This is a genomic window from Maribacter litoralis, assembly GCF_003075045.1.
Taxonomy (GTDB): Bacteria; Bacteroidota; Bacteroidia; order Flavobacteriales; family Flavobacteriaceae; genus Maribacter; species Maribacter litoralis.
In genome coordinates this window covers 1-5317 of the sequence record NZ_QCZD01000013.1, presented here as the reverse complement: position 1 = coordinate 5317, position 5317 = coordinate 1, and the positions used below count along the sequence as shown (strand labels likewise).

The window sequence follows — 5317 nt, the reverse complement described above, 5'->3', positions numbered from 1 at the left end:
TCTTATTGTCCTGAAACATTTCTATTAACCTTAATGTAGGTTCATCTTTAAGTTTATTCCAATTGGACATCAATGCTTTCATTTCTTATACGCAAAAGCGTTGGGAATGGTTTTGCGTACTGAGGGTGGTAGTAACACGCAAAAGCAAAACTAACAAAGTTTTTAACAAATACTAATATGGCAACAAATAAACCAACAGGGGATAACGCTCGAAAAGGAGCTATAAGACAAAGGTCACAAGTACTTAATCCAAAGACAAACTTGTTTGTTAAGCGGAATGCTGAAAATGGTCAGTTTATGGACGTGAAAACGACCGGCGGAAAATTTAAAGGAGTCAGAAAAGAAAAATAGAAATATGATGAATACAATACCCAACCTACCCACTCTCTTTGCTGGAGATGTAATTCTTGCAAAAAAGCGAAAGGGTTTAGGACGAATTTTAAACCACTACATCGTTTATGTAAGTAATAACACTTTTGTGGGCAACTTGTCTGATGGCGTTAAAGAATTACATTATAACGAATTAATAAACCTATTGCAGGATTACGAGCCTACTGGAGTACGAAGATTTAGTGGCTCATATTTTCAGCGCAATCAAGCAATTAACAGAGCTTACTCAAAATTGGGAGAAAGTTACAGTCTTATAAATTTTAACTGCGAGCATTTTGCGAATTGGGTACAGTTTGGGAAAATTGAAAGTAGTCAAGTAACTACTGGTTTCGTCATTTTGGCAAGCGCTATTTTCTTAAAACTAGTTTCAAAGGATGAGTAAAGAATTGAGACGATTTTTTGGGTATGTGATAGTTTTTTTCTGCGCAGTAGGCTACCTAATTTACAGGTATTTTTATTTAAATCCTGTAACGGATTTTCATAAAGAAATTCTTGTTGCTGTTGCATTTGCAGTTTTGTCAACCTGCGTGATGGGTATCTATGAAACGATTAAATATCAAGGAAAATATTTTTGGATTTCATTGAGATGCTCATTATTTATTCCCAATAAGGAAACTTATGTATCCCTAAGCTATTTAATGAGAATTAAGCTTTCAGGTTCTGAAAGATATTTTCTTGTAAAAGGTTCAAAAATCGACCAGTATCAGCCTGTTGGTGGAGTTTATAAAACTATTGGGAATAAAGATATTTATAAGGAGTGGGAAGCACACCCGAAATCTGACAAGAAAAACCTTGATGATTTACGTTTTTTTGTAAAGGCAAAATACGTTCCAGAAATAATCCGATGGTTCAAGTCTCGAAAAGACAGAGAGACTGGAGTATGGCGAGAGTTTTATGAAGAACTGTTGGAATCTAAAATTGTAAGTCAAGAAAATTTTCAAACAATACGAGCTGAGTATTTGTGTTCGCACGAGAACATTCTTAGCAAGCAAAATAGGTTCAAAAGCGAACAATATCATACTCTTATATACGACATATTTCAGATAGAACTCAGTCCTGAGCAATTTGAAGAGTTGAACAAACTGCTGGCAAAAAAGACTTTTACTAAGCACTATGCATTTGTCACAAAGGACGAAATTGAAAAGGAATGCTTTAATGAACATAAATTAAAAATAGGACAGCACACCAAATTTACAATATAGATGAACTTTCAAGAATACTTATACAATCAAGGCTTCCAAAGAGAAGACCTACTCGCAAGAATGGCAGAATCACTTGAGTTGGACGATTCCCGATCCAACAGAATGGAATCTGCCTACAATGCCATTTACGATGTTTTAAAAGCAGACCCAGTATTTTTCTCAAAGGTCGATTTTGTGTTATATCCGCAAGGTTCAAAGGCAATAGGTACCACTACAAAGCCTTATGGTAAAGATGAATTTGATTTGGACATAGTTGTCCATATTAGAGATTTGTACTATAACTATACTTCCTCAGAAATTTACAATCATTTAATTCGAGTTTTTAGAGGCAATGATGTTTATCGTCCCAAGTTAATTCCTAAAAACAGATGTGCAAGAATAAATTATTCTGGCGATTTTCATTTGGATATCCTTCCAGGATGTATTGTTATTGAGAACGAGGATAAATTGATGGTGCCAGATCGTGAATTGGCATCTTGGACATCTACATTTCCAAAAGGTTATATAGGTTGGTTTTTGGATATAGCTAAAGATGTTCGCCAACCCATTTTATTAAGAAAGGCATACGAAAATTTTGTCACTTTAGCTGAAGCAAAAGCTGAACAGGAAGATTTGCCAGAGGAAGATTTTTATTCAAAAGAACCTTTGAAGAGAGCGGTTCAGCTAACTAAGCGTTATCGCGACATATTTTTTGATGATAGTGCAAAACACAGAACTTCAAGTATTGTTTTAACTACAATTTTTGGACAATTTTATGAAGGAGAGCCATCAATATATGAAACCATAGATAATGTTCTGAATCGCATTATAAGTAATTACTCAGACTATCAACTACTATTTGAAAATCGCGGAATTTACAAGAGAATTAAAGTATTAAACCCTGTGAATCCAGAGGAAGATTTTTCGGATAAGTGGGATAAGGATAAGGAGTTTTATAATCAATTTATTGCTTTTGCTAAAAGTTATAAGGAAAAATGGGAGCGACTTAAAAAAGGGGATTTTGGAGTAGCTGAAGAACTCTTTGGTAGTACAAGAACTAAAACTATTTTAAAAGCCCAGTTAGAAAATTTATCCAAGGGTAAAGTAGATACACTTGAAAAAGCTGGTCTTACAATTATGTCTGGAAAAAATCACGTAGACCCAAAGGGAAATATTACGAAAAACAATGGATATGAAAGCAAACCACATCGAAACTATGGTGGTATTGAATTGGATATTAAAAAAACCCACAACAATTTATCTTCAAAAAATTATATAGCTGCATATATCCAAAAAGAATTGGTCGATAAAAATTTTCCTTGGTTGCAAACAGTTGTCAAAGATGGTAAACTATTGGGTAAGGGTAAGATAAAACCAAAGGGATGCAAAAAAGAATATGAGATTTTAATTAGTTATGATATCAATGACACTTACAGAAAGGAAAGGGTTTTCATTCTTAATGATAGCCAAATCCAATTTGGAAAAACCCCACACTTATATCCAGGGAACAGTTTGTGCTTGTACTACCCAAAGGATATGCCACGAAATTTAGACTTGAACTTCGTAGATGTGGTTCCTTGGATATCGGAATGGTTAGTAATGTATGAACTATGGAAAAAATATGGTGTGTGGATGGCAGATGAAATAAAGCACTAAAGCAACACTTAGTTATTGTGTCCTGTCGTTAAGCTTCTATTGCTGTTCTTTTTTCCAGTTTCAAGATTCTTGGAGACTTATAGAAGGCTTACAAACCTATTCCCACAATTTAATATCATTATCTTTACTGTCCGATTTTATTTAAACAATGACCGAAACAAACCGTATAGAATACAAACGAGAACTGTCCGATGGACTTGAAAAAGAGGTCATTGCTTTTTTAAACTATCGTGAAGGCGGCATTATTTATATTGGTATTGATAAGGAAGGGAATACTTGCGGTCTGGCTGATGCGGATGGCGACCAATTAAAAATTAAAGACAGGTTAAAGAACAATATCCGTCCTTCAGCTTTGGGTCTTTTTGATATTGTGAGTGAGGAACGAGATGGTAATAATATCCTTAAAATCATCGTGGCGAGCGGTCCAGAAAAACCATATCATCTCAAAAAATACGGGATGAGCGAAAAGGGTTGTTTTATCCGCTTAGGTTCAGCTGCTGAGCCAATGCCACAAAAAATGATTGACGAGCTCTTTGCCAAGCGCACCCGAAATTCCATCAGCAAAATTAAGGCGGGTCGTCAAGATTTAAGCTTTAGCCAGTTGAAAATCTACTACGAGGAATCGGGTCATACCCTTGGTAAAGCCTTTGCAAAGAACTTGGAACTATTAACCGAAGATGGCGCATTCAATTACGCTGGCTATCTTTTGGCAGACAAGAATAATACCTCAATTAAAGTTGCCAAGTATTCGGGCAAAACCCGAACAGACTTGATAGAAAGCAACGAGTATGGTCACGAATGCCTGGTCAAAGCCACCAAGCAAGTGATTGATAAAATTGCGGTTGAAAACCGAACCAACACAAAAATAACCGCCAAAGAAAGGCAACAAGCCAATCTTTGGAATCCCATCGCATTGCGCGAGGCCGTCATCAATGCTTTTGTACATAATGATTATACCAATGAGATTACCCCAAAGTTTGAAATCTTTGCGGATAGAATTGAAATCACTTCGGCAGGTGGTCTTCCGGAAGGATTGAGCAAACAGGAATTTTTCGAGGGCTTTTCAGTTCCACGTAACAAAGAACTGATGCGGATTTTTAAGGATTTGGAACTCGTGGAACAATTGGGTTCTGGCATCCCTCGTATTTTGGAACACTATGGCAAAGAGAGTTTTGGCTTTTCGGATAACTTCCTTAGAATGACTTTTAACGCTAAAGAAACTGCTGTTGAAGAAGGTGGTCAAATAGGTGGTGTAATGGGTGGTCTAAAAGGTGGTCAAATAGGTGGTCAAAAGGATGCTGAAATTGATGATATTAAAGAATTAACGCATAGACAAAAGGAAGTTCTAAAACTAATTGCTTCAGATAACCGAATAAGCCGTTCAGGAATTGCAGAGGTTTTACACATCAACGAATCTGCAATCCAAAAGCATCTAAACAATTTAAAGAATGCTGGTTTTATAGAGCGTGTAGGTGGTACGAGAGGTTATTGGGAAATCAATCTCGATAAGAATTAAAAAAAGTCTTTTAAAAAGGCCCTTTTTCCCTTACACCTTTACTGGTCACTTTCCATTGACCATTTTCTTTAGCCAATTTAAAGATTCCTGTTTTCCCATCGTAGGTGGTACTGTATTTTACCCAGGCAATTTCGCCATCAACGGCTTCGTCTAAAATTTCTACTTCGATATCCTCATCAGAATCTGGCATCATATTCTGTACGGTAATCAAACTGGCATAGCCTTCAGAAGTGGTGTGCTTTTTTAAGGCTGATTCATCTTTTGAAAAAAAGCTTGACGCAACAACTTTGGCAGTTTCAGAAGGGGATTTTGTTGTGCTTTCTGAACAAGAAAGGAACAAAAGTACGAGCGAGTAAATGACTAATCTTTTCATAATAGTATTAATTTGGGTTATTGATATATCTATGTGATATTTTCATTTCTATATTGCGTTCGCCATCTTTTTCATTCAATTCTAAAATCGCCCTACGGTCATTAGATAATGAAAATTTGGGCAATACATAAACGAAGCGAACCGTCTCACTTTTTGCAATTTTTGAAGGCAGATTGTGTTTGTACGTTGGTTCTTGATACA

The 5317-nt window shown here is 36.0% G+C and carries 7 protein-coding genes; 5 read left to right on the top strand and 2 right to left on the bottom strand.

The annotated features are described in order from the left end of the window. Window positions 1-177 precede the first annotated feature (177 nt). The 5 genes from DCS95_RS20380 (at window position 178) to DCS95_RS20025 (ending at window position 4743) form a co-directional block, all read left to right on the top strand. Entirely contained in the window at window positions 178-351 is a 174-nt protein-coding gene (locus DCS95_RS20380) for a hypothetical protein (protein ID WP_164674257.1), read from the top strand. Between the two features lie 4 nt (window positions 352-355). Next, window positions 356-772 carry a lecithin retinol acyltransferase family protein gene (locus DCS95_RS20045; RefSeq protein ID WP_208630777.1) on the top strand — a complete coding sequence of 139 codons (417 nt, stop codon included), beginning with the start codon at window positions 356-358 and terminating at the stop codon, window positions 770-772. Then, window positions 765-1592, top strand: a complete 828-nt coding sequence (locus tag DCS95_RS20040) for an SMODS-associated NUDIX domain-containing protein (protein WP_116772573.1) — start codon at window positions 765-767, stop codon at window positions 1590-1592. The genes DCS95_RS20045 and DCS95_RS20040 overlap by 8 nt, the downstream gene beginning before the upstream one ends. Then, on the top strand, window positions 1593-3227 hold the full coding sequence (locus tag DCS95_RS20375) for a nucleotidyltransferase domain-containing protein (protein ID WP_164674256.1): 1635 nt from the start codon (window positions 1593-1595) through the stop codon (window positions 3225-3227). A gap of 148 nt (window positions 3228-3375) precedes the next feature. After that, window positions 3376-4743 (top strand): RNA-binding domain-containing protein, encoded by a 1368-nt coding sequence (locus tag DCS95_RS20025; protein WP_116772570.1) that lies wholly within the window; start codon window positions 3376-3378, stop codon window positions 4741-4743. A gap of 10 nt (window positions 4744-4753) precedes the next feature. On the opposite strand, the gene DCS95_RS20020 is transcribed toward DCS95_RS20025, so the two are convergent. After that, entirely contained in the window at window positions 4754-5116 is a 363-nt protein-coding gene (locus DCS95_RS20020; RefSeq protein WP_116772569.1) for a hypothetical protein, read from the bottom strand. 7 nt (window positions 5117-5123) lie between these two features. Further along, the coding region (locus DCS95_RS20015) for a DUF4138 domain-containing protein (protein WP_116772564.1) at window positions 5124-5317 on the bottom strand (194 nt) is incomplete at its 5' end.